Annotated in this window: 24 protein-coding genes and 1 pseudogene; 2 read left to right on the top strand and 23 right to left on the bottom strand. The window is 64.1% G+C overall.

Annotation, left to right across the window (positions count from 1 at the left end; genetic code table 11):
- The coding region (locus tag H6B31_RS10035; RefSeq protein ID WP_204898389.1) for an S-layer homology domain-containing protein at nt 1–3303 on the top strand (3303 nt) is incomplete at its 5' end.
- A gap of 84 nt (nt 3304–3387) precedes the next feature.
- On the opposite strand, the gene H6B31_RS10030 is transcribed toward H6B31_RS10035, so the two are convergent.
- From H6B31_RS10030 to recG, 5 genes and pseudogenes are all read right to left on the bottom strand, one after another.
- Nucleotides 3388–3876: a hypothetical protein gene (locus H6B31_RS10030; protein WP_204898388.1), complete on the bottom strand. Its 489-nt coding sequence runs from the start codon at nt 3874–3876 to the stop codon at nt 3388–3390.
- A gap of 749 nt (nt 3877–4625) precedes the next feature.
- Complete coding sequence (locus H6B31_RS10025; RefSeq protein WP_204898387.1) at nt 4626–5501, bottom strand: 4Fe-4S cluster-binding domain-containing protein; 876 nt, start codon at nt 5499–5501, stop codon at nt 4626–4628.
- Nucleotides 5502–6437: 936 nt separating this feature from the next.
- Nucleotides 6438–7487 (bottom strand): A/G-specific adenine glycosylase, encoded by a 1050-nt coding sequence (mutY, locus tag H6B31_RS10020; protein ID WP_204898386.1) that lies wholly within the window; start codon nt 7485–7487, stop codon nt 6438–6440.
- A 355-nt stretch (nt 7488–7842) separates the two neighbouring features.
- Nucleotides 7843–8238 carry a C-GCAxxG-C-C family protein gene (locus tag H6B31_RS10015; protein WP_204898385.1) on the bottom strand — a complete coding sequence of 132 codons (396 nt, stop codon included), beginning with the start codon at nt 8236–8238 and terminating at the stop codon, nt 7843–7845.
- 29 nt (nt 8239–8267) lie between these two features.
- Nucleotides 8268–10373: pseudogene (gene recG, locus H6B31_RS10010) on the bottom strand (ATP-dependent DNA helicase RecG); the annotation flags it as partial.
- Between the two features lie 211 nt (nt 10374–10584).
- Between recG and H6B31_RS10005 the strand changes: the two are divergent.
- Nucleotides 10585–11523 carry a D-2-hydroxyacid dehydrogenase gene (locus H6B31_RS10005; RefSeq protein WP_204898383.1) on the top strand — a complete coding sequence of 313 codons (939 nt, stop codon included), beginning with the start codon at nt 10585–10587 and terminating at the stop codon, nt 11521–11523.
- Nucleotides 11524–11571: 48 nt separating this feature from the next.
- Here the strand turns inward: H6B31_RS10005 and H6B31_RS10000 are convergent, their stop codons facing one another.
- The 18 genes from H6B31_RS10000 to H6B31_RS09915 form a co-directional block, all read right to left on the bottom strand.
- A complete protein-coding gene (locus H6B31_RS10000) occupies nt 11572–12153 on the bottom strand; it encodes a DUF2313 domain-containing protein (protein WP_204898382.1) in 582 nt (193 codons plus the stop codon).
- Nucleotides 12150–13205 carry a baseplate J/gp47 family protein gene (locus tag H6B31_RS09995; protein WP_204898381.1) on the bottom strand — a complete coding sequence of 352 codons (1056 nt, stop codon included), beginning with the start codon at nt 13203–13205 and terminating at the stop codon, nt 12150–12152. Before H6B31_RS09995 ends, H6B31_RS10000 begins: the two co-directional genes overlap by 4 nt.
- A gap of 13 nt (nt 13206–13218) precedes the next feature.
- Nucleotides 13219–13572 (bottom strand): hypothetical protein, encoded by a 354-nt coding sequence (locus tag H6B31_RS09990; protein ID WP_204898380.1) that lies wholly within the window; start codon nt 13570–13572, stop codon nt 13219–13221.
- A 12-nt stretch (nt 13573–13584) separates the two neighbouring features.
- The gene (locus tag H6B31_RS09985; RefSeq protein ID WP_204898379.1) at nt 13585–14019 is read right to left on the bottom strand and encodes a hypothetical protein; all 435 of its coding nucleotides are present in this window, start codon (nt 14017–14019) and stop codon (nt 13585–13587) included.
- A 10-nt stretch (nt 14020–14029) separates the two neighbouring features.
- Complete coding sequence (locus tag H6B31_RS09980) at nt 14030–14980, bottom strand: hypothetical protein (protein ID WP_204898378.1); 951 nt, start codon at nt 14978–14980, stop codon at nt 14030–14032.
- Complete coding sequence (locus tag H6B31_RS09975; RefSeq protein ID WP_204898392.1) at nt 14977–15549, bottom strand: LysM peptidoglycan-binding domain-containing protein; 573 nt, start codon at nt 15547–15549, stop codon at nt 14977–14979. Before H6B31_RS09975 ends, H6B31_RS09980 begins: the two co-directional genes overlap by 4 nt.
- 30 nt (nt 15550–15579) lie before the next feature.
- Complete coding sequence (locus H6B31_RS09970) at nt 15580–16269, bottom strand: hypothetical protein (protein ID WP_204898377.1); 690 nt, start codon at nt 16267–16269, stop codon at nt 15580–15582.
- Nucleotides 16266–16523, bottom strand: a complete 258-nt coding sequence (locus H6B31_RS09965) for a molybdopterin oxidoreductase (RefSeq protein WP_346014065.1) — start codon at nt 16521–16523, stop codon at nt 16266–16268. The genes H6B31_RS09970 and H6B31_RS09965 overlap by 4 nt, the downstream gene beginning before the upstream one ends.
- Nucleotides 16524–16555: 32 nt before the next feature.
- On the bottom strand, nt 16556–16897 hold the full coding sequence (locus H6B31_RS09960; RefSeq protein WP_204898376.1) for a hypothetical protein: 342 nt from the start codon (nt 16895–16897) through the stop codon (nt 16556–16558).
- Nucleotides 16898–16901: 4 nt separating this feature from the next.
- Entirely contained in the window at nt 16902–17291 is a 390-nt protein-coding gene (locus tag H6B31_RS09955) for a hypothetical protein (RefSeq protein ID WP_204898375.1), read from the bottom strand.
- Between the two features lie 61 nt (nt 17292–17352).
- Nucleotides 17353–18411, bottom strand: coding sequence for a phage tail sheath subtilisin-like domain-containing protein (locus H6B31_RS09950; RefSeq protein ID WP_204898374.1), 1059 nt, complete (start codon nt 18409–18411; stop codon nt 17353–17355).
- Nucleotides 18408–18911, bottom strand: a complete 504-nt coding sequence (locus H6B31_RS09945) for a hypothetical protein (RefSeq protein WP_204898373.1) — start codon at nt 18909–18911, stop codon at nt 18408–18410. The genes H6B31_RS09950 and H6B31_RS09945 overlap by 4 nt, the downstream gene beginning before the upstream one ends.
- Nucleotides 18908–19243 (bottom strand): hypothetical protein, encoded by a 336-nt coding sequence (locus H6B31_RS09940; RefSeq protein WP_204898372.1) that lies wholly within the window; start codon nt 19241–19243, stop codon nt 18908–18910. Before H6B31_RS09940 ends, H6B31_RS09945 begins: the two co-directional genes overlap by 4 nt.
- On the bottom strand, nt 19240–19590 hold the full coding sequence (locus H6B31_RS09935; protein WP_243418980.1) for a hypothetical protein: 351 nt from the start codon (nt 19588–19590) through the stop codon (nt 19240–19242). The genes H6B31_RS09940 and H6B31_RS09935 overlap by 4 nt, the downstream gene beginning before the upstream one ends.
- 2 nt (nt 19591–19592) lie before the next feature.
- Nucleotides 19593–20624 carry a phage major capsid protein gene (locus tag H6B31_RS09930; protein WP_204898371.1) on the bottom strand — a complete coding sequence of 344 codons (1032 nt, stop codon included), beginning with the start codon at nt 20622–20624 and terminating at the stop codon, nt 19593–19595.
- 19 nt (nt 20625–20643) lie between these two features.
- Nucleotides 20644–20988 carry a hypothetical protein gene (locus tag H6B31_RS09925; protein WP_204898370.1) on the bottom strand — a complete coding sequence of 115 codons (345 nt, stop codon included), beginning with the start codon at nt 20986–20988 and terminating at the stop codon, nt 20644–20646.
- 54 nt (nt 20989–21042) lie between these two features.
- On the bottom strand, nt 21043–21978 hold the full coding sequence (locus H6B31_RS09920; RefSeq protein WP_204898369.1) for a hypothetical protein: 936 nt from the start codon (nt 21976–21978) through the stop codon (nt 21043–21045).
- Nucleotides 21975–23117 (bottom strand): serine/threonine protein phosphatase, encoded by a 1143-nt coding sequence (locus tag H6B31_RS09915; RefSeq protein WP_204898368.1) that lies wholly within the window; start codon nt 23115–23117, stop codon nt 21975–21977. The genes H6B31_RS09920 and H6B31_RS09915 overlap by 4 nt, the downstream gene beginning before the upstream one ends.
- Nucleotides 23118–23144: the final 27 nt, after the last annotated feature.

Genomic DNA, 23144 nt, shown 5'->3' with positions numbered 1-23144 from the left:
AAGCGTGCTCTCAGCCTGGGTCTCACCGCGGCCATGATTTCCGGCCTGATGGTGATGGGCTCCAGCGCCGCGAGCTATGCGGATGTGACTTCTGAGGACAATCAGGAAGCCATCGAGGTTCTCCAGGCCGTCGGCATCATGGTCGGCGACGAGAACGGAGACTTCAATCCTGACCAGAACGTCACCCGCAACGAGATGGCCGTTATCATGTCCAACCTGATGGAGTATAACGTGGCCAGCTACAAGAATACCAGCCCCTTCACCGACGTGCCTGCCTGGGCTGAGCCCTACGTGGCTGCCTGCTGGACCAACGGCATCACCGCCGGTTACAGCGACACCATCTACGGCGGTTCCGACACCGTGACCACCGCTCAGGCCGCTCTGATGCTGATGAAGGCCCTGGGCTACTTCCAGTACGCCTCCGACTTCGGCAGCGACTGGCAGCTGGCCACCACCCGCCAGGGCAACGCCATCGACCTGTTCGTGGGCGTGGACTCCGGCGTGACCCAGGCCATGACTCGCAACGACGTGGCTCAGCTGGTGCTGAACACCCTGGAGGCCGGCACCGTGCAGGCTTCCACCGACGGCAGCTGGTCCATCGGCGACGTGGTTATCAACAACAACGTCACCTACAACTACATCACCAGCAACCAGACCTATGCCCGGGCCATCGACGATGACCGGACCACCAACAACGACGGCGACCTAGTCAGCGGCTCCATCGTGGAGCTGGGCGAGCAGCTGTACATGGGCGACCTGAAGCTGGACAAGGACACCACCGATGTGTTCGGCCGTCCTTCCCGCACCTGGAGCTTCGGCGGCAACGAGATCGGCACCTATGCTCAGAAGAATCTGATGGTTGCCGAGTACACCACCGCCGTCACCGGCAAGGACCTGTACGACGTCATCGGCAAGACCGCCTATGACAACTACGAGTTCGAGAGCTATGTGGACGGCGCGGAGAACGACCTGTATGAGGAGATCTCCCGCAACAACAAGGACGACGTTTCCGAGACCGGCAACGGCGCCCTGACCCAGGTGTTCGTGGACTCCGACAACAAGGACGTCATCGTCACCGTGATCAACACCTATCTGGCTAAGGCTGACACCGACTACAACGAGAAGAAGGAAGAAGTTTCCTTCAAGCTGTATGCTCCCAACAGCCTGAATGAGAAGATCATGGACGTCTCCGCCGAGGATTTCGCCATTGAGGACGTGGTCGAGGGCGACTTCGCTCTGGTGACCTACTCCTTCGATTCCGAGGAGATCGAGAGCATCTCTGACGTGGAGACTATGTCCGGCGTGACCATCACCCGGTTCACCTCCAATGACAAGGGCGGCAACAGCGGCACCGAGGTCAGCAGCGTCACTGCCGACGGCACCAAGTATGACGCCTCCAACACCCTGACCTATGAGGCCGACACCCTGGACAACTACACCAATAGCAACCTGAAGGATAAGACCTACAACGTCTATCTGGACCAGTACGGCTACGCCATCGGTGTGGAAGAGGTTGAGGGCTCCAACAACTATCTGTTCCTGACCGGCATCAACGGCGGCAAGGACTATCTGGCCACCGCCAACTTTGACGCCAATGCCATCTTCCTGGACGGCACTTCTGAGGTCATCAAGGTCAAGAGCAACGACGCTATCCGCAATGCCATTACTGAGGCTATTAAAGATACTCCCGATGAAGGGCGCGGCAGCCAGGCTCTGATCAACACCTGGTTCAAGTACACTGTGAACAGCAGCGGTGTCTACACTCTGACTGCGATCGATTATGATCTGAACGGCGGTAAGAATGATCTTGCCCAGAACCAGACCGTTCCTGTGGATACTGATAAGGACGGCAAGTACGATCAGTACAATGTCATCGATGACCGCCACATCTCCCTGCTGGGCGGTACCGGCGACGGCAAGATCTACGGCAACGAGGACACCGTTTACCTGGTGGCCGGTCTGGATACCGTCTCTGTAGATAACGAAGGTACTTACGGCGTAATTGCTGATGCCGATGAGGTCATCGTGGGCGTGGATAATGTGTCCATTGATGTTTGGGGCAAGGCCACGGTCCAGAGTGAGCTGAAGTTGCAGAAGAGTGATAAGGTCGCTCACAGCACTTATGCTCTGTACGACGACTCCGGCGTGGTCATCGCCGCTGTGGTCGTGGGCGAGAGCGAGGGCTCCTCCAGCAACGTGGCTTATGTGATCAGCGAGAAGGCCTCTGAGGAGGGCTATGAGAACGGCGAGTGGAGCTGGACCCGCGACGTGGTCATCGATGGTAAGATCGTCACTCTGAACGAGGTCAACGACGAGGACGAGAGCATCCTGGCCGACGAGATGGTTCAGCACACCTGGTACACCGTCAAGTACGATGCCGACGGCAATGTAAAGAGCATTGATAAATTTGACGAAGCCGCCAAGTACGCCGATGATATGGCTGAGGCCGTCACTGAGCTCCGTGACGAGGATCTGGTAGTGATGCAGTTGAAGGGGCAGGCTATTGATTACAGCAAGAATGGCCGCACCATCTATAACTGGAATGGAAGCAACCAGGACATCGACAATGGTATCTACGTAGACACTGACGTTCAGTTTGTCATCCGTCAGATCAACAAGAACAAGACCACCACTGAGGAGTACACTGGCTGGAATCAGCTGAAGTCCGCTTTGGATACTCTGAATGAGACTCGGAACTACGACTTCAACGCCGTGATCGAGAACGGCCGTATCACCTCCGCTGTCATCATTGACTGGACTGGCGACGGCTATGACGGCCCCTCCAACGAAAGCAAGGGTGTCGTCAAGGTTGAACTGGAAGATTCTCAGTACAACGATGCTGTCGTGCCCTATGTCCTCGCTGGCAACTGGACTGAGGACGCCGCTGTGAACGCGATCAAGCAGGAGCTGATCGACCAGGGCTACACGATCGTTGAGACCCGCGACCACGGTTCTTACTACACCTTCGAAACCTTGACGAAGCATGATGTCAAGAAGACGTTTACTTGGGATGTCACCTACTATGAGAACGTCTACGCTGTGGGCACCGTGATTTCCAACTTCGTCAGCAATGACAAGAATGCTAAGGCCAGCGTGAACGCTAAGTACCTGGTCCCCGGTGAGAGCATCACCTTCACTTATGATCGTGAGGGCAACTGGATGGATTCTTCCTACACGGTGAACTTTACTGTGGGCGGCCAGACTGTTTCCGGCGTCACTCTGGACATTGATGGCACCGTGGCTACTGCCACCTTTAAGGTTCCCTATAACCTGACTGATGGCAATATCACTCTGAATGCCTAATGTTCGATTCTGCAATTTTCATTTGTTCTAAATGAAATAGCAACAGCCCCCCAGGCGGTTTATCCGCCCGGGGGGCTCCTTTCTTTAGTCTCCCTTTCGGTACAACCCCAGCACCCAATAGATTTCATCCTTGTTATTCATCTGATAGCGGGCGTTGTCTGCATGGGTTATGGACAGCTGGGTACCGGACCAACTGTTTACTGACTCGTTGATGAAGGTATCGCTGTAAATATTTTGAGCGATCAATGTCATCTGTGGGTTTCCGCCCCGTCCGAACATCAATGACTCGCTGCCCCCAATGAAAAAGATCTCGGGCAGATGGGCAAACCGGACCTTGGTGGCGTTCCCCGCGCCGCAGGTCCCTGTCCCAGTGTAGGTGAACAGCTCCATCTGACAGTTGCCTGCCCCCGCAGCGGCGGCTGCAAGGTCCGCCTCCAGCTCTGTCCCCTTTGCCGCCAGCCCAGCCAGCGCCGTATCCAGTTTGGCATTGTCGGCGTTGAAGTCGGTGCGTAAAACCTGGTCTGTGGGTTCCCACTGGTTCAGCTGGTAATTGGTCGTTTGATTGGTCGCCATAAATAAAATTCCTCCTTGTTTGAGTTGGGGTCCAGGCTTCCCCCTTCTAGGGGGAAGCTGTCACCCGTTAGGGTGACTGATGAGGGTGTCCCAGGAGCGCGCTTGCTGTGGTCGAGACGCCCCTCATCCGTCACGGCTTCGCCGTGCCACCTTCCCCCCTGTGGGGGGAAGGCTCTCGGCCTACTCAAATAGGGTGGAATTGCTCCCATTGTGGGACGTTTGAATACATATATTGGGAATTAGGGCGGAGTGCGCCTGTTGGGGGGCGGGCGGCCCAGTGTGCCGCCCCTACAGCGAAGACGTGGCAAGCCCGGGCGGCGCGTCCGGGAGGCCGCGCCCTACAAAAGGGGCGGCGGGCGCACAATGTGCGCCCCTACATAGAGAGGGGGCGGGAAACTGCCCCCTCATCCGTCTGGCCTACGGCCAGCCACCTTCCCCCCAGGGGGAAGGCTTGGGAAAAACAAAAAGGGACAGGTCTGGGATCTGTCTCTTAAAACACAGAGGCGAAACGCAGTTTCGCACAAAATTTCTTTGCTTACTTTCTTTTTCAAAGAAAGTAAGAGGCCCCGGTTCACCACCGGGGCCTCTTACTTGTGTGTGTTGTAAAGGAGAGGGAGAAATGGGAGATATGTATGATTACTGGGTACGATGATATAGTAACCGATAATTAAGGCAATTTCGTGACGGGCCTATGAACTTTTTGCAAACAGTTCCCGGGTTTGTGAACAGATTTTGTCCAACCGCCCAATTTACAGGCCTGTGAGATCAAAGGGAGGGGTGTACTCCTCCCTGGCGCTGGTGCGCTCCTGACAGAAGCCAGGGAGCCCCAGGTTCTGCATGTAGGCGATGGCGCTCTCCATCTCCCCCCGGCGCAGGCGGCGGTTCAGCTCCGGGGTGCGGGACAGGTCACCCCAGGGGGTGTACTGGCTCATGAGGGAGAAGAGCACGGTCCCTCGGGGAAATTCCTCGGAAACCCAGTCCATAACCGCCTTGGCCTGGTTCACCTGCCCGGGGAGGATCAGATGGCGGATTACCGTCCCCCGGAGGAGCAGGCCGCTCTCGTCAAATTGGCAGGGCCCCGTCTGCCGGACCATCTCCCGAATGGCGGCCTGGGCCGCCTGGGGATAGTCCGGGGCGGCGGAGTACCGCCCCGCCGTCTCCGGGTCTAGGTACTTGAAATCGGGGAGGTAGACGGACACCCGGCCCTCCAGGGCCCTCAGAGTCTCCACCCGGTCGTAACCCCCGGAGTTCCACACCACCGGCACCGGGAGGGGCTCCTCCAGCACCTGGCGCACCACATGGGCGTAGTGGGTGGGGTTGACGAAGTTGATGTTGTGGCCCCCCTGAGCGACGAGCTCCAGGCAGATCTCCCGCAGGCGCTCCGCTGTGACCGGCCTGCCGAAGTCCTGGTGGCTGATCTTCTCATTCTGACAGAACACACACCCCAGAGAGCACCCGGAGAAGAAGATGGTCCCGGACCCCCGGGTGCCGGAGATGGGGGGCTCCTCCCACATGTGGAGGGCGGCCCGGGCCGCCACCGGCGCGGCGGGCATGCGGCAGTATCCCTCTCCCGCCGTTTCCGTGCGCAGGGCATTGCATTGCCGGGGACAGAGATTGCAGAGCACAGAGGTTCCCTCCTTGTTTTTAGAGAGTTTTGCAGGGGATTTCGCCGCTCCGGCGGCGAGTGACTTTTTGGACACGCCCAAAAAGTCACCAAAAAAGCGCTAGGGGGACGGCTCAGGATGGACACTTTGTGTCCATATTCGCCGCCGCCCCTAGAACCCCCGTTGCGGGGGCCGCCAATACGGGAGGCAGGCAGTCAACGCAAAGGCGCGAGTGGACAACGGACTGGCCTCCGTTCTATTACCGCTGCCGCTGAGTTGTCGGTAACCTTTGGGGATTGCTCCTATCGATGAAAAGCGCGCCTATTAAGTTGCTTGGGTTCAAGTGCGGCTCAGGGGATTGGCGGGCGGGTGAGGACACCCGCCCCTACAGAACATACAGAAGACGATCCGGTGAATGTCGTAGGGGCCGACGACCTCGGCGGCCCGCGGGCGCACAGTGTGCGCCCCTACGGTTGAAACGGGTCGCCCTCATAACCAAGACCGTTCCCCTCATCCGCCTCGCTGCACTCGGCACCTTCCCCCAGGGGAAGGCTTTCGGGCGACCTCAAGGGTCGCTCCTACGGCGTAACTGGACCGGGGCTGTCGGCTGGGACAGCCAGGCGCAGTTGCGGAACTGCACCAGCCTTCAATTTTTGGACAGCCAGGGCCCAGTGGCCCGGCTGGAATTCAGACACGCACTCAGATTTTGCGCGCCGGAACTTTTTTGCCCGCCCCAAGGGATAACCCCCGTAAATGGGGTCCGGGGAAAGGCGACTATGAGCACGAAGTGCTCATCTGGAGCCGTCCCCGGGGGCGTTTTGCCTACTTTGCCGCCATGGGCAAAGTAGGTCGCTGCCCGCAGGCGGCGAAACTCCCTGCGAAGGTCTCCAGGTGCGGCCCGATGAGGGCATCGGGCCCTACAGAAGTGCGAAAAACGAAGATAGCAGCGAACCCCCGCTAAGAAAAATACCCCAACTTCCCTTTGACATACTCCGAGAATGCCTGAAAGGCGTTGGGCACGGCGTACTCCCGGGCCAGAGCATCCCGGTCCGCCCACACCCAGCCCTGTGGGAGGTCCAGAGCCTCCGCCCGGGCGGTATAGGCGGTCATGCGCCACTCGATGTGGGTGAAGATGTGCCTGCCTGTCCCCACCAGCTCCAAATCCGCCGGAGACAGCCCCAGGGCGGCGGGGATCGTCTCCTCCCCGGCCAGCTCGTTGGGATACTCCCACAGCCCGGCCAGCAGGCCCTTTCCCGGCCGCCGCCGCAGGGCCACGCCGTCGTCGGAGAAAATCAGATACACCCGGCGCTCCTCAATGCGGCGCGCCTTCTTGGGGGCCTTCACCGGCAGCTCCCCGATGCGATCCTCCCTGAGGGCCCGGCAGAAGGGGGCCGCCGGGCACTTCTCACACTGAGGCGCGCCGTTGGGCAGGCAGACGGTGGCCCCCAGCTCCATCATGGCCTGGTTAAAGTTCCCCGGCTCCCCGGCGGGAATGACCGCCTGGAGGGCGGCGGTCACCTTCTTCTTCATGGCGGGAGAGGTGATGTCCCCGCTGTCCCCGGTGATCCGGGCCGCCACCCGCAGCACATTCCCGTCCACCGCCGGAACCGGAATGCCGAAGGCGATGGAAGCGATGGCCCCGGCGGTGTAGTCCCCCACCCCCGCCAGGGAGCGGATGTCCTCATAAGTATTTGGAAATACCCCCCCGAACTGCTCCATGATCTGCCGGGCCGCCTTCTGCAGGTTCCGGGCCCGGCTGTAATAGCCCAGCCCCTGCCACAGCTTCATCAGGGCGTCTTCGGGCAGCATGGCCAGGTCGGCCACTGTGGGCGCCGCCTCCAGAAAACGGCGGTAGTAGTCCAGGACCGCCGCCACCCGGGTCTGCTGGAGCATGATCTCCGACACCCACACCCGGTAGGGGGTGGGGTGGGTCCGCCAGGGCAGCACCCGGGCGTTCTCCCGGTACCACATCAGCAGGGGGATCGGGAGCTGTTCCAATTCATCCATAGCCTTCTCCTTATATTCCATCCATACACCGGACCTGGGTCCGGATGCGCGGGTCTCATTATATCCCATTCCTCTCCCGGACGCAAGAGAAGGGGGAATTTTATAACTTTTTACTTATGCAGTATATAATGAATTTGGGGATAGTATTTTTCCGGATTTGGTGGTAAAGTTGGTTCCAGCAAAAGGTTAAAAAATTAACGAGCTGACCGGCAGCCGCTCTTACCGGCCTCCTCGCCAATAACCTTTGCGACTCGATTTTCCATTCCTTCCTTCTCACAAAACAGTCAAAAGGGGAAGCCCGGCGGGGCTTCCCCTTTTGGCATTTGTGGAACCAGCGGCGAAGCCTCTGGAACCGTTACTGCTCCTGGGCGAAAAACTCCTCGTCCAGGATCTTGGCCATCTCGAAAACCAGACTGTCGCAGTGCTCCTTCTTGGGAATTCCCTCCTCCTTGGCCTTGGAGAGGAGGGCGGCGCAGTTGGTGTCCTGGTGCTTCTCTCGGAAGCGCTGGACCAGCTGGGCGGCCTGCTGGGGGGTGCAGCCCTTCATCCCCAGCAGCATCAGGGCGCTGGTGAGCACGCCGCAGGTGGCCCCCATCTTCATTCCTGCCCCGAAGTTGGCCCCCAGGGCGTCCGCCTGCTCCTTGGTGAGGCCCACCTCAGGCCCAAAGGGGACCAGCAGGGACTGGGCACAGTTGTAGTGGCGGCCGTCCGGCTCGGTGCGCAGGTACTGTACTTCTTCCAAACGGGTCATAGTAAATTCCTCCTCATAGTTTATCGGCATCAGTTGAAAATATCCGGCGTGTCAGAAAACAGGGTCCGCACCCGCTCCAGCACCGGCCGGTTCTCCGGCTGGGAGAGGGTGGGGTCGGCCATCAGCAGCCTCCGGGCGGAGTCCTGGGCCTCGCTGAGCAGGCGCATGTCCCCGGCCAGGTCGGCCAGCTTCATCTGGGGCAGGCCGTGCTGGCGGCTGCCGAAGAAGTCGCCCGGGCCCCGGAGCTTCAGATCCTCCTCCGAGATCTTGAAGCCGTCGGTGGTGGAGGCCAGGGTCCTGAGCCGCTGCATGGCCTCCACGCTGCGGGTGTTGGTGATGAGCACGCAGTAGGACTGGTGCTTTCCCCGGCCCACCCGGCCTCGGAGCTGATGGAGCTGGCTGAGGCCGAAGCGCTCCGCGTTCTCCACAATAATCAGGGCGGCGTTGGGCACGTCCACCCCCACCTCGATGACGGTGGTGGACACCAGCACCTGGGTCTCCCCGGCGGCAAAGGCGGCCATCACCGCCTCCTTCTCCTTGGGCTTCATCTTCCCGTGGAGGAAGTCCACCTTCAGGTCGGGGAATACCTCCGTCTGGAGCTTCTTGGCGTAGGTGGTCACCGCCTTTAAATCAAGAGCGGGGCCGTCTCCCTCCCATTCTGCCTTCTGCATTCCACCCTCTGCATTCTCCTCCACCGCTGGGCAGATGATGTAGACCTGCCGGCCCTCTCCCACCAGACGGCGGACGAAGTTGTACATCCTGGCCCGCTTGTCCTCCCGCACCACATAGGTCTCCACCGGCGTGCGGCCCGGAGGCAGCTCGTCGATGACGGACACGTCCAGGTCCCCGTAGATGATCAGGGCCAGGGTCCGGGGGATGGGGGTGGCGGACATGACCAGCACGTGGGGGGAGTCCCCCTTGGCGGCCAGGGCGGCCCGCTGGGCCACTCCGAACCGGTGCTGCTCGTCGGCCACCATCAGGCCCAGCCGGGCGAACTCCACCCCCTGGGAGAGGAGGGCGTGGGTGCCGATGACAAGGTCGATCTCTCCGGCGGCCAGGGCCTGCCGGACTTTTTTCTTGCCCGCCGGGGTGATGGAGCCGGTGAGCAGCCCCACCCGCACCCCCGCCGGCTCCAACAGGGCGGACAGGGAGCGGAAGTGCTGCTCCGAGAGTACCTCCGTGGGTGCCATGAGGGCGGACTGGTATCCCGCCCCCGCCGCCAGCCAGGCGGCATAGGCGGCCACCACCGTCTTGCCGGAACCCACGTCCCCCTGGACCAGCCGGTTCATGGGCCGGCCCGAGGCCATATCTCTTGAAATCTCCTCCATCACCCGCCGCTGGGCCCCGGTGAGGGGAAAGGGGAGGCGGCCGAGAAATTCCTCCATGGGCCGGGACGGGATGGCGCAGCCCAGCACGTCCCCCCGCCGCTCCTTCAGCATGGCCAGACCGGCGGACAGGTAGAAGAGCTCCTCGAAGGTCAGCCGCCGCCGGGCCAGTTCCAGGGCCTGGAAGGACTCTGGGAAGTGGATGTTCCGATAGGAGAATTCCGCCTGGGCCAGCTCGTGGTCCAGACGGACCCCACGGGGCAGGGTCTCGGGCATATCCTGGGCACAGGCGCCCACCGCCTGCTGGGTGAGGGTGCAGAGCAGGTGGTTGGTGATCCCCGCCGTCAGGGGGTAGACGGGGACGATGCAGCCGGTGAAGTTCTGCTTTCCCACCCGCTCGAAGATGGGATTGACCATGGTGCGGCGGCTGCCCTGCTCCTCTACCACGCCGTAAAAAATATATTCCTCTCCGGCCCGGAGGGCCCGCTCCACATAGCTCTGGTTGAAGAAGGTGATGTGCAGGGCCCCCGCCTGGTCCACTACTTTCAGCTTTACCAGCTCCAGCCCCTTGCGGATGCGGGAGAGGCGGGGGTGCTCCGCCGCCACGGCGGAGATGCACACCTTCTGGCCCAGAGGGGCGGAGCGGATGGAGTACACCTGCCGCCGGTCCTCATAGTCCCTTGGAAAGTAGGAAATCAGGTCAGCGCACCGGACCAGGCCCAGCTTTTCCAGCTTTTTGGCCCGCACCTCGCCCACGCCGGGGAAATCGGTAAGGGGGGTGTTCAATGTGATCTCCACGGGCTCCGCCTCCTCTCTGCCAGCTGTTTCGCGGGAATCAACCGCTTTGCGGTTTGTTCAGCAGCCACTATTGTAGCACAAGTTTTTTTCATGGTAAAGGGACGGGAGGCGTCGAACTCCCCCGCAGAGTTGAAACCGCTCCCGGAATGTGGTATCCTGAAGTCCAGGCCACAAGGCTCAAATATATATTTGATAAACCTGTATCGTAAGGAGGTCGTTTTCGATGCCTGACGTGATTTTGAATCTTCTCCCGGTCCGCGAAGAAGAAAAAGCCGCCTTTGAGGCCGCCGCTCCAGACGCGGTCCACCTGTACGCGGGCCGCCGCACCGCCACGCTGGAGCAGTTTGCCCAGGCCACCATCGTCATGGGCTGGCCCAGGGCGGAGATGCTCGCCCAGGCCCCCCGGCTCCGCTGGTTCCACTGCATGTGGGCGGGAACGGATCAATACACCGATACGGTGCCGCCCTCGGTGCTGATGACCTCCTCCGCCGGCACCAACAGCCAGTCTGTGGCGGAGCACATGCTGGCCAGCCTGCTGTCCCTGTATCGGAAAATCCCCCAGTGCCGGGACCAGCAGCGCAATCACAGCTGGATCGACGTGGGCGATATGAAGTCCCTGGCCGGGGCCACAGTGCTGGTGGCGGGCGCGGGCCATGTGGGTTCCGCCTTCGCCCAGCTGTGCAAGGTCCTGGGGGCCGCGCGCACCATCGGGCTGAAGCGGACGGTGGGCGGCCCGGTCCCCGGCTTTGACGAGGTCTTCCCCATGGAGCGCACCGACGAACTGCTCCCACAGGCAGATGTGGCGGCCCTGGTGCTGCCCCACGCCCCCTCCACCGTCCGGTTTATGGACCGCCGGCGCCTGGGGCTGTTGAAGGACGACGCCGTCCTCCTCAGCGCGGGCCGGGGCAGTGTTCTGGACCAGGAGGCCCTGGCGGAGCTGATGCAGGGGGGTAAGCTGTGGGGGGCGGCGCTGGACGTGACCGAGCCGGAGCCCCTTCCGGCGGACAGCCCCCTTTGGGAGGTTCCCCGCCTGCTCATCACCCCCCACGTGGCGGGCGGCATGCGCCTGGAGGTCACCCGGAAAAACTGCATCCAGCTGGCCCTGGACAATTTGAGGCGCTATCAAACCGGAGAACCCCTCCGGAACCTGGTAGCCCGATGATCTATAAAAAATGCCGGAGCGGAACTCATCAAGTCCCGCTCCGGCATTTTATGTCTCGTCCTCCGGCTCCACATAGGTCTCCAGCCCGTACCAGGTCAGATTCTTGTCCTCAATGTCCTGCCAGCAGGAGAATTTCTGCTCCAGCTGCTGCCAGGTCAGGTACCAGTAGTGGTACTGGATAATTAAGTGGGCGGGAATGATGTCCTCGATGATGACCCGGATCTCCTCAAAGTTGGGCGGGATGCCCGGCACCTGGGGGAAGGAGACCTCCACGGTCCCCGCCTGGTCTGTCTCCTCCACCCGGGCGTTGACGCCGCAGCCGGAGATGGTGTCGTTGATGGCCGCCAGGGTAAAGCTGTCCCCGCCGATGCGCAGCAGGGCGGCCAGGGCCTCCCGCATGGTCTTGACCGTCGTGGCGGGGGGGCGGCGGCGAAAGAGGACGGCCACCTGCTCCAGCCCCCAGTCCTCTGCCGTGGCCAGACATGCCTCCCGGTTCAGCTCCTCCAGCGCCCCCTCTACCTGGTCAAAGGCGTCTCCCAGGGCCTCCAGCTCGCCCCCCTGAAAGGGAGCATTGAGCTGATAGATCCCCAGCGGAGCCAGCAGCTGCCGCAAATACTGGGCGTAAGTCATGACATCGCCTCCACATTGATGGAGGAGAGCACCGGCAGCTGGTCCGCCTCGATGGCCACGTCGGCGGCGGGGGAGACGATCTTATAGTTGGCCACTCCCTCACAGCCGTAGATCAGGCTGCCCAGCTGGGCCAGCAGCACGTCCTGCGCCAGCCGCTCTCCGGAGAACCAGGCCTGCAATGCGTTCTTCACCCCGGTGCGGACCTCTGAGCCGTCCCAGCCGTCTTTGGCCTTTACCTGGACGGACAGGGTGACGCCCACCTCCTCCGGGGCCAGCACCTGCACGTCCACCGCAATCTCACGCCGGGTCTGGAAGTAGTCCTCCAGCTCGGCCAGCAGCTCCTCATCGGGCTGTCCGTTTCCGGTGGCCACCACCACATCCACCGTCCCCACACCCCGGTTCCGGGGGAGGACGGAGGCGGCGGCCACCTCGTCAAAGGACAGGGCCCCCTGCTCATAGAAGGCGGCATTGGCCCCGTTGGGCAGGCGTTGGAAGGTGTCCATTACCCGCGCCCGCAGCTCCTGGTCGCTCTCCCCGTCGCTGCCCCCCAGGAATGGACTGGGGTTGCCGCAGCTCTGGATGCCCACGGGGGCCACCGCCATGGAGACGACAGCGTCGGCCGACACGTTGCCCGCACTCCCGGGCTGGACCGCCTGGGCGGGTACGTCCACCTGGGTGGCCCCGGCCGAGAGCACCGCCGCCTGGGTGGTCTCAAAGCGCACCAGCCCGGCGGTCATGCACACCGTCCCCAGGGGGATGGCCCGGTCGTTCTCGCTGGCCTCCCCGGCGGTGAAGCGCAGGGTGCCCACCGCCCGGGTTGCCTCCTTGCGCTCCAGGCTGCGCAGCTGGGCGTGGAGGTCCAGATACTCCCCCTCCGCCGTCTGGGGGAAGGCCTGCCGGGCCACCCAGTCCGCCTGGACGTACAGGGCGTACACCTGGGCCGCCGCCGCGTACAGCCGCACCGCCAGGTCACAGCCCGCCTCCAGCTCCACGCCGGTCTTCTCCCCGAAGCAGGCGAGCATCTCCTCAAAAATTTCATCCACTGTTTTCACGTCCACCCCTCCTCTACAGTATCACATCCATCTGGACGGCCAGGGGCGTCCCCCGCCACTCCAGGTTTGCCGTCAGGACGGCCGCCCCCGTCCCGTCCTCCTGGAGCTCCGTCCCCAATACCGCCAGGTCCGCCTCCTGGACCAGGGCCTCGGTGACGTACTGCAAAGCCAGGGCCTCCCGCGCCGAGGGCCGTTCCCGGCCCAGCAGGTACAGCCGGCTGCCCATCTCCGGCAGGAAGGGGAACTGCCCCCGCCTGGCGGTGAGGCGGAACAGCACCCGGGCCAGCAGGGCCTGGGCCCCGTCCAGCGTCTCAAACCCCCCAGCTCCGTCGGGCACATAGTCCCCCTGCTCCAATTTCAGTTCCATCGCCGTTTCCTCCTATCCCATCATAGAGGCCAGCACCTGGTACACGATATCCTGAATGTAGGCCTCCAGTTCCTGCCCGTTGACGTAAATGTCCCCCTCCAGGGCCACCTCGTCCCCCTTCAAGGTCAGCCCGTCCTCGTCCAGCAGCACCACCCCAGTGCCGCTGTGGATGCGCACCGAGCCGGGGGAGAGCTCATCCTCCTCCGACAGAGCGTCCGGCCGCTTCCCCACCAGGCAGGGGAGCTCCCGGTGGTCCCCCGCCTTGACCACCAGTACCTTGTCCCCCGCCTTGGGCCGCCACTGATAGCCGCCGGGGGTATAGAGGGAGACCCAGCGCCGCTCTCCCCCCAGATAGACGGCGGCCGGGTCGCCCCCCAGGGTCACGACCCCCTGGTCGGCGGCGCACTCCTCGGTGCGCCCCTCCCGCTTGCGATTGGCTGTCCACATATCCGTCACCTCACAACACCATGTCCGGGGGTGCCAGCTCCAAAACGGTCCACGCCCCCCGCTTGTCCTGGCCCACCTGAGCCTGGGCCACCCGGTACTGCCCGTTGCGCCCCCAGTCCGACTGGGCCAGCTGGACCAGATCTCCGGGCTTGGCGAAAAACAGCTTGGGCACCTCCACTTCCAGGCGCAGCTGCTCCGCCGCCGACTGCTCCAGCTGGAACTGCCCGCTGTAGCGCATGGCCTGGTACTGCCCCTTGCCCGGCATGGTAATGACCTGCCGCCGCCGTCCTCCCAGCGCCTGGAAGGAGGGGTTATCCACCGTCTCCGTCCAGTCCTGGTACCGGTCCCGGACCACCACCTGGGAGAGCACTCCGTACCGCCGGTCCCGGCACACCAGCCGGGTGACCGGCACCGTGCTGTCCAGCACCACCCGGGCCGTATTGCTCCAGGGGGTCAGAATCAGCCGCCCCAGCTGGTCAAACCGGGGGTAGATTCCGTTATAGTACCGGGCAAAGTCATAGAGCACCGACCACTCGCTGCTGCCGGCGGCCACCGAGAACTGGGACACCGCCCCCATGGCGGACTGCGCCCCCACGGCCACACCGTACGGGGTCACGTGGTCCCGCAGAATGTCAGCCAAGGTGGCGATCTCATAGTCCTGGCTCAGGGCCTCATTGTCCAGCAGTCGGGCGGCCATCCCCCGGCCGCTCACCTCGAAGTAGGACCCCTCAGAGGTGCGCACCGTCTCGCACTCGTCCACCACCCCGGTGAACTTCACCTCGCCGCCCTCCAGAGCTTGAAAGGTGGCCCACTCCGCCGGCTGCACCGCGTTCTCCCCCTCCCAGATGCACCGTAGCTGAAAGCTGTCGCAGGGCACCCCGGCGGTGTACTGAAAGGTCCAGGACACCGGGGCGGGCAGCTGTGTGGACACGCCTCCCGCCGTAAACACATAGCCAGTCACGCCACCCTCACCTCATCTCCCGGCTGGATCAGATTGGGGTTTTTGATCTGGGGATTCAGGGCGACCAGGGTCTCCAGAGACACACCGAACTTCTGGGCGATCCCCCACAGGGTGTCCCCCTGGACCACCCGGTACCGGCTGGAGGAGCCAGAGGAGGCCAAGCCCCCGGTACCGCCCGAGCCGGTCCCCGCCGCTCCGGCGGACGACTCCACCCGCACCGCTCCGTTGTAGTAATCCGCGTCCTCCCAGAAGGTGAAGGAGTATCGCACATAGTCGGGCAGGGGCTCCTGTTCCAGGCGCAGAGAGACAAAGTAGGCGCTGGCCGCCTGCCAAACCGGGTGGATCAGCAGGCCGGGCCCCTCCTCATAAAAGACGTTGGCCAGCTGTCCGAACTGGTTGTAAGCCCCCTCGCCCACAAACTCCCCCTCCCCCTCCATGACCCGCCGGGTCCGGCCCAGGTCCTGGAGGTAGTAGTAGCCAAAGGGCACCTTGTGTACCGCCATCTTCCGCTCGTAGTCGATGGAGTACACCCTTGGGTTGTGGGGCCAGGTGTAGCTTTTGTACCGCATGGGCGTCAAGATCAACCTGCATTCCTCCTTTTAGTACAGGGAAAATCCCCGGTCGTACCGGCGGCTGTCCCGCTGGAAGGCCCGGTCGATCAGACGGGCCTGATCCTCTCTGCCCGGTAAGGACGCCCCACCGGCGTTTTGACCGCCGCCGTTCCCCTCCGCCGTCTGGGAGGAAAAAGAGGCCTGTCCCCGTGAGGGGAGGGCCAGCGCCGGCGCCAGAGAGCGGCTCCGGCGGTTCTGAGCCAGGGCCTGCGCCTGACCCGCCTGCCGCTCCAACTCCTGCGCCTGCTGGAGCAGAGCGGGCCGCCTCCGGCTCCTGATCTGTTCCAGCAGAACCGCGCCGGCCTCCGCCGGCCCGTCCTCTCCTATGACAGGCCGCTCTCCGCCGGAGGCAAGCGCCTCATCCAGCTCACCCGGGGAGTCCGGGATCGCCGCATCCTGGTCCAGGGCGCCGTCCAGCCCCGGCACATTCTCTAGTTCTTCCAAGTCCAGAGTGGGTTCCGGTGCCGGTTCCCGCTCCAGCCTGAGCCGCTCCCCGCCTTTGCCGGAGTCCGCTTCTCCCGCAGCCACTCCCTCCGGCAGCTCCAGCGCCCCTGCCGGGGTCTCCGCCTCCGGAGCCTTGGGCAGAATGAGGGAGGCCGTCTGCGTCTCCCAGACACCGGCGGCCTCCTCGTCCTCCTGGGTCAGAAGGTCCAGCAGTTCCTCCAGATAGTCCCTCATGGCTGTCCTCCCTTCCTCAGCCGCTCAAAGCGCTCCCGGTCAAAGGAGGGGTTGAGCGCCCCCTCCCAGCTCTCGGCCGGGCGGCCGCACACCGGGCACCGTGCCTCCTCCGCCTGGAGGCGGCAGCTGGGGCACAGCCTGGAGAGCTCCTCCTCCTGATCCAGGGCCATGTGGGTCAGGCACCAAACATAGTCCCGGTCCCGCATGGCCCTGGCCCGCTCCTCGGTGGGCAGGGCGCCGAAGGTTTTCAGCACCTTCCACCGCAGCCGCTCCGCCCCGTCCCGGGCTAGTTTTTTTTTACATCCTCCGCCTGCTCCGCCTCCAGGGTGAGGCCGGGGTTTTCCTCCCGGTTAAAGCGGCTCCAGGTGGCGGCCAGGGCGGCGATCTCCTCCACCCGCAGCCCGGAGAGCACCTCCCGGCCGCTGGAAAAGACCGGCTCCCCCTCCTGGGTCTCCAGGGCCCGGGCAAGCAGACAGGCGTTGGAGCACAGGGCCCGCTCCCGCTCAGACTGGGCCAGCTCCTCCGCCTCCCGCCGGGCCTGGAGCACCTCCAGGGCGGACAGCAGCCGCAGGCTCATACCGTTGTCCAGGTCCAGCCGGTCCCGGCCCGCTAAAATCGACGCGCCCACCGGCTTACACCTCCGTCTCCAGCCGCTTTCCGGCCACAATGGTCACCTTTTCCAGCACCATGTCCCCCAGGGTGCCCGTCTCCTGAATGCCGCTCCACTGGCAGTCGGAGTAGATGACCTTCCGGTCGGGCTTACAGATGACCAGAGAGAAGTCGCTGAGGCTGTAGAAGTCGATACCGTCCCGGATGGCCTCGTCGGTGGCGTACAGCCGGGTGAGTTCCAGTACGTGGGTGGTCTGGCCGGGGACGGTGGCCACCGGCTCCTCCTCTCCAAAGGCCTCCACCGCCCGGCTGGTTTTGGCCGCCTTGGCGGTGTAGCTCTGGACCACCGCCACCTTGGTGCCGTCTACCTCCAGATAGATGTCGCTGCTGGTGGGAAATCCTGCGATGCTCAAGGGTTGCTCCCTCCTTTATTTGAATGGGGGCCGCCCGCTTCTGTTCGCGGGCGGCCCAGGTTTAAATGGTAATGCTGGCCGTCAGCCAGATCTGGTTGAGGCCGTGGGCCACGGTGAAGGAGAACTCCACCAGACACACCGTGGGGTTCTCCGTGTCCGCTGACACAGTCACGTGTTCATAGCCGGTGATGATCTCCCGGCTCAGCTTGCTCTCCAGCTCCAGAATCACCTGGGAGCGGATGGCCCCCCGGCTCTGCTCGGTATTTTTGGCCCGGCGGAACTTGGCCCGCAGGCTCTCCCGGATAGAGGGGATCACATCGTCCACGATCAAAATGGTGGTCAGCTCCCGCCAGGTGGTGTCCGGCGACTCCCCGGTGGTGGTGCGGGTAGTGATGCCCCGGACCACGGAGACCACTCCCGCCACGCTCTCCAGGGGGGTGACTCCGCCCCGCACCAGCAGGTCGATGTCGTTGTCGTTATACTGCTGGGAGAGGCCGTGCAGGCCCGTCAGCTCCGCCCCGCTCAAGGGCAGGGCCGGGTCGCTCTGGGAGGCAATGGCCCCAGCCACCGCCGCTGCGGCGGTGAGACCGGACAGTGCGGTCCCATCCTCATCAGTTCCGCCGGGGGCCACCAGAACCACCCGCTCGCTGTTTAAAGCGGCGGCCCTGGAAATGAGGTTGGTCACCGTCTCGCTGGCCGCTCCGCCCACTACGGCAATCCGCTCCCGCCGGGCGGCGGATGCGGCGGCCACGCTGTCCCGCAGATCCTGCTGGTCGGTCTGGGTGGTGCTGTCGCACACCACCACGCTCACGTTCTCCTGCCCCTCCAGAACCGCAAACCCGGCCTCATAGTCGGTGCTGGCGGCGATGGGGACCGCCGCCACCGCAGCAGCACCGTTGAGGAGGATCACCCGGATCAACTCGGCCATGTCCTGGCCGCCGGCGCTGCCGAAGGTGGTCACTGCCTCCTCATAGCTGGTGATGGTGTAGACCGTCTTGGCGGTGGCCTTGGTGTTTACCGCCACCAGTCCCACGGTCTTTCTCCCGCCGCTTCCGCGGATCAGGGATGATGCGCCGTAGGAGGAGTACACCCCCGGGCGCTCGTGTGTGGTAATGCTCATGGAATCCTCTCCCCTCTGATCTCAAAGTCCAGGAATGTGCCGTCCGCCTCCGTAATGGCGTACAGATAGGCGGTGCACACCGCCTGGGCCGGCTTGCGCAGCAGGCGGCTGTCCCCGTCATAGGCGGTCTCTCCGCTGGAAAACTCCTGGATGGTAAGCCCCTCCGGCCCCGCTCCGGCGCAGGCCTGGGCCAGAATATCCAGCGCGGTCTGAAGGGCCGCCTCCCCAGCCTGGGGCAGGGCGTACAGGTCCAGGCCGAAGGTCAGCTGAACCTTCCGGCCATAGATCTCCTCCCACTGTTCCGTCTCCTGGTTGTATTGCTCCCCCAGGTAGGACTGAAAACCGGCCGGTCCAGCCTGACAGGCTCTCAGGGTGACCGCCGCCACCGCTCCCTCCCGCCGCAGGCGCTCCTCCGCTGGCCAAGCGGTGACCGCGGTCACGCCTTGGGCATTCAAATAGTCCGCCATCCGCTCCCGGATCTTGTCCAGTCCATCGCTCATAGTGCCGCCTCCGCCTCCAGATCCCTGGGCCGGAGCACCGCCCAGGTGTACAAAACGGTCTGCCCCACATGGACCGGGTGGGTGGACCACACCTCATAGGCGCCGCCGTTCCACTCCACCCAGTCCTCCTGTCCCAGGGGACAGTCCGGAGCCCCCAGATATAAAAACCGGTCCTCCCGGCGGAATCCCAGAGGGCTGGGGACCTGCTGCTCCTGCCCAGTCTCCCGGATGGGCTGCAAAAACGCCCTCCCGGCGGTCTCCTGCTCCCCCTGGTGCAGCACCACCCTCTGGCCGTACCGCTCCAGCAGGGCGGACCACTCCCGATCCATCATCCCCTCACCCCCTGGACAAAGAAGCCGCCGTCCACCACATAGGGGGCCATCAGCCGCTCCGCCTGCTCCAGGAGGGAGGCCGTCTCCCGGCCTCCCTCCCGGCGGATGGTCACATCCCCGGCGGTAAAGGCGGTGACGCCCTCCCCGCCGTCCCCGGTGCGCAGCCCCGCCAGCACCATCCAGGCCGCGGCGGTGACAAAGGCGCTCTCACAGTCCTCCGCCGTCACCCCCGGCCTCAGCCGCCGGGCGAGGGAGTCCTGCACCGCCTGACACAGGGGGGTGAGCAGCTCCTCCTGGCTGGTGTCCGCCCCCATGGCGGCCAGCAGCTTCAGAACCTTCTCCGTCATCGTCAGTCCTCTTCCGCCGCCTTGACCTTCAGCACCCGGGAGGCGTCGGGGAACAGCTTGGCAAAGCCGCACAGGGTGGTGATGGCCGCCCGCTCCAGCTGCCGGTCGATGAGCTTGTCGTACTCCACCATCACGTCGCTGCCCTGAACCAGCTCCAGGGCGTACCGGTGGTCCAGGCCGATGATGGTGTCGGCGGGCACCGCCGAGGTGCGCAGCAGGGTGGCCCCCAGGGGGGTGGTCAGCTTGCCGGTGCCCTGGAAGTTCAGCCCGGTGAGGGGGTCCTTGAATTCGGTGAGCTTGAGCATCTTCAGCATCACGTCGGGGCTCACCAGCAGAGTGTTCATCTCATAGGGATCAAATTTGCCCCAGAAGGTCACCAAATCGTCATAGGTGAGGGTGGAGGCGGCGGTGGTCTCGTCCGCTTCCGCCTCGTTGTCGTTGCCGTCCCCGTTCATCAGCACGTCCACACCGTCGGAGAGCAGCATCCGGGCGATGTGTGCGCCGATCTGCCGCAGGGTGACGGAGAACAGGTCCAGCTTCTGGTACCGCACCGCCTCATAGGAGGCCACCAGCATGCGCCCCCGCTTGTGGAGCTTCACCAGGTTGGCCTGGACCTTGATGGTGGTGGCGGGGATGGCCGCCCCCTCATCCACCGCCTTCAGCTCCTTCTCGCCGCCCCCGGCCTCGGCGGTGATGGAGCGGTAGTCCATCCCCTCAAAGCGGGTGGTGGCGGCGGTGATGGCGGGGAGCAGGTTGGCCTCCTCCATGCCCTGGCGCACGGACCGGGCGATGTACTCGGGGAAGAGCACCGCCGAATCGGCGGTGCGGAAGAACTTCTCCACCGGGTCGGAGCCCGCCCCCTTCACCTTGATGTCAAAGCGCTTGAGCTGCCGCTGGAAGGCGTCCAGCCCCTCCAAACGGGTGCCCTTGTACTGCTCCGAGGGGTCCAGCCGCTCCAGCACCTGGGTAAAGGAGCGGCCCGCCTCCTGGTACATCCCTTTCTCCAGGCGGATGGTGTCAAACTGATTCGCCATAGCAAAAACCTCCTTTTTCTTACAGACAGACCACGGCGGTCTTGGCCGCAGCGTCCACACTGACCACCAGGGCGGGCACGCCGCCGGTGGAGGCCGTCTGCACACCGCCGGTGCCGTCGGCCGCCAGACTGACCCGGCCCAGTGCCACGCTGCCGGTAGTGGGCAGAGTCAGAAAGCCCTTCACCTGCACCCCGGCAAAGCCGCCCCGGACAGACTGGGCCTGCCCGGCAAAGGCGTCGTTGGCGCTGCACGCCCCCACCTCGCCGTTGGCGGTGATCTTCACCATCTGGCCGGGCTTTACGCCGTCCTGGGCGGCAAAGGTGGCGATAACTGCCCCGATGTCCTCAAACGAAACCTTACTCACTGCGTGTTCCTCCTTTGTTTTTTCAAAGATTCAGAATCAAACCCGAACTGCCGGTCAAATCAAGAACGCCCTGTCCTCCTCGGGGCGCCGCTCCGGCTCCTTTCCGTACCCTAGCTGCACCGTCAGAGGGTACCGCTCCTGGGCCCGGGCCTCATAGGCCTGCTTCAGCTCCTGGAGCTCCCCCTCCTCCAGCTTTTCGGCGATGGCTTTCAGCACCGCCAAGTCCAACTTGGGGTCGGCCAGCCCCCCCAGCCGCACCACATCGGCGCGGAGGGAGGAGATCCACTTCCGGCCCAGAGCCGCCTCGTGCTCCAGCGTCTCCAGCTCCCGGGCGCATCCGGCATTCCCCTGGACCAGCTCCTTCAGGCAGGCCGCCTCCCGGCGTCCGGAAAATCCCTTGACCACCCCGGCCCGGGGCTGGGCGGGCACCGCCACGAAGGAGAACTCGTAGGCGTCGCTGGCCTCCTCCAGGCTGATGTAGCACAGCTTCCCGTCGTACACCTCCCCGGGCTTGTGGCCGCAGCTCTCTCCCCGGGGCGCGCCGCAGATGGAGCACACCGCCTTCTCCACCGAGCAGGCCACGCTGACCTCCTTTTTGATACCCCCCTCGATTTCGGCGATGAGGCTCTGGTTGTCCGGGGTGCGCACCATATAGGCGTACCCCTTCAGCCAGCAGTAGGGGTCCCCCGCCTGGGTGAGCCGCCCGGGCTCCGCCATCACCTGGGTGCGGTAGAGCCGGGCCGCCTGGCCCTGGGCGCTCCAGTTGTGGTCAAAGATGCCGCTCTTGCCCACAAACAGGGGGGCCAGCTGTTCCAGGGTCTTGGGGGCAAAGCGCTCCCCGTCCCGGTCCACCTCGTTGTCGCACAGGCGCACCGAGAAGGCGTACACCTCCGCCTCCGTCAGAGGCGTGCGGCTGAGGCGGTTGATGTCCTCCAGGTGCCCCGGCTGAAGGACCGCCTGGGGCTCCTGGGATGTTTTGATGATCTTCACGTTGTCTCCCTCCTGATCTGTTCCGTCTGGGCCTGATAGAGCCCGGCCTTGGCCTCCTCCACCAGATCCTGCAAGTTGATGTCCTCCCAGTCCACCTCCACCGGCCCGGCGATCCCGTGGAGGCGCAGCCACAGCTGGCACACCCTCCGAACCACCGGCTCCACCCCCCGGCGGATGGCGGTGATCTCACTGGTGAGCAGGTCGGCCTGCTGGGCGCTCATGCGTTCGGTGGAGGACCAGGACAGCCCCAGCAGAAAGGGCGGAATCCCCGTCCGGGCGATGAGCTGCTCCAGAATCTGCCGCACCGGCACCTCGCTGTCCAGCACCTGGTTGTCCGCACCGATGACCTTGATGTCCACGTCGCCCACCGCCACAAAGTCCCGCACCGCCCCCTGGCGGGTGGAGCGCATGGCGGCGGACCACTCGCTGGCCACCATCTCCCCACGCTCCTGGGCGGACAGGCCGTCCCCCTCGCCGGGCTTGCACACCACGGCGAAGCGCAGGTTGCCCACCCGCTCCCAGTTCTGGCCGACGGCCTGATAGATTTTCAGGAGGATTCCGCTCAAAAAGGGCATGGACCGCAGCAGGGACACCCCGTAGGGGCTGTCCGTTCCCGGCTGAAAGGGGGTGAACAGCAGCAGCTCCTGCCAGGGCAGCTCCTCCAGCTGCCCGCTCCCGTCCCGGATGCACAGCCAGAAGTCCAGGGGCGTGTCCCCCTCCTTGATCTCCACCTGCCCCGGATCGGCGCACAGCAGGGCGGCAATGTCTTGCCCGCCGGGGGAGAGGACGATCTCTCCCACCCCCTGGCCGCAGGTGAACATGGAGTCCAGATACTGGTCCAGAAAGGACTGGATGCCCCTCTGGCCCCGCCCGGTGTCCACCTGGGCCAAAAACTGCTCCAGCCCCCTCTGGCCCTCCGGGTCCGGGCATCGGACAATGACGCCCCCGCACAGCCGCACCAGCTTCAAAAGGGCGGCGTCCACAATGGGCACCGCCTCCCGGATGGAGCGGTACAGGTCCAGCTCCCCCCGGCGCAGGGGGACGTACCGGTCCAGCATCCCAAAGGGGTGGTGCTCCACGTCCCGCAGCTGGACCTGGGGTGCCCTGGCCGCCGGTTTTTTCTTTGCAAACCACTTCACATCAAATTTCCTCCCTCTCCCGGATCT

Source organism: Pseudoflavonifractor capillosus (assembly GCF_016899775.1).
In the GTDB taxonomy this organism is placed as follows: Bacteria; Bacillota; Clostridia; order Oscillospirales; family Oscillospiraceae; genus Lawsonibacter.
Note: the sequence above shows the minus strand (reverse complement) of the source record. Positions and strands in the feature narration are given on the sequence as shown.